Source organism: Oleiphilus sp. HI0067, from assembly GCF_001635735.1.
On record NZ_LWFI01001287.1, the window covers coordinates 1 to 906 of the forward strand.

A 906-nucleotide genomic window follows, 5' to 3' on the forward strand; every position below is an offset into this window, starting at 1 on the left:
ACTGATACTGATTCGTATCATTATTCTCAACTTTTCAATAACTTAAACCTTGCATATACTTGCCCTGATTCTTTCGAAGGGAGGTTTGCTATGCAAGGTGATGTATCGGTTATTCAAAAATTAAACGATGTGCTCGCGGATGAGCTTATATCGATCAATCAATATTTTCTTCATGCGCGAATGGCTAAGAACTGGGGATTATCAGTTCTTGATAAGGTCGAGTACAAAAAATCTATCAAGGATATGAAACAAGCGGACGCGCTTATTGAGCGTATCTTGTTCTTGGAAGGTATCCCCAATCTCCAAAAATTAGGCAAGCTGTATATTGGCGAAGATGTTCCCGAGATTCTGTCTTGCGACTTGAGGTTTCAGACGCAGTCTTTGGCAACCCTTCGCGATGCGATCGAGCACTGCGAATCACAGCGCGATTATGTGAGTAGAGATGTCTTGCGCGAACTTTTGAGCTATGAGGAAGAGCATTTCGATTGGATTGAAACTCAGCGAGATCTCATCGAAAAGATGGGGCTCGAGAACTATACGCAATCATTGCTAGGCGAAGAATAGGGGTTTTGAAATGAAAGGTAATCAAAAAGTTGTCGATACATTGAGCAAACTTCTTGCTGGCGAACTCACCGCGGTCGATCAGTATTTTATCCATTCACGCATGTACGAAGACTGGGGGCTCAATAAGCTTTATGAGCGTCTTGATCATGAGCGTGAGGAAGAAACTGATCATGCTGACCAAATGATCCGTCGCATTTTATTTCTCGAAGGAACACCAAATCTTGGAGTACGAGAGCCTCTCAATGTTGGAGCTGACGTTGTTTCAATGCTGAAAAGTGATTTAGAAGTTGAGTACTCTGTTATTCAAAATCTTAAGGATGCGATCGCTCTCTGTGAGCAAGA

2 protein-coding genes are annotated in these 906 nt (G+C 42.4%); both read left to right on the top strand.

Going from position 1 to position 906, the window contains the following annotated elements; all coding sequences use genetic code 11:
- The first annotated feature begins 90 nt into the window (after positions 1–90).
- Positions 91–564: a bacterioferritin gene (bfr, locus tag A3739_RS19875; RefSeq protein WP_068478532.1), complete on the top strand. Its 474-nt coding sequence runs from the start codon at positions 91–93 to the stop codon at positions 562–564.
- Between the two features lie 10 nt (positions 565–574).
- Positions 575–906, top strand: a 332-nt coding sequence (locus A3739_RS19880) for a bacterioferritin (protein WP_068502552.1), incomplete at its 3' end; no start/stop codon positions are given.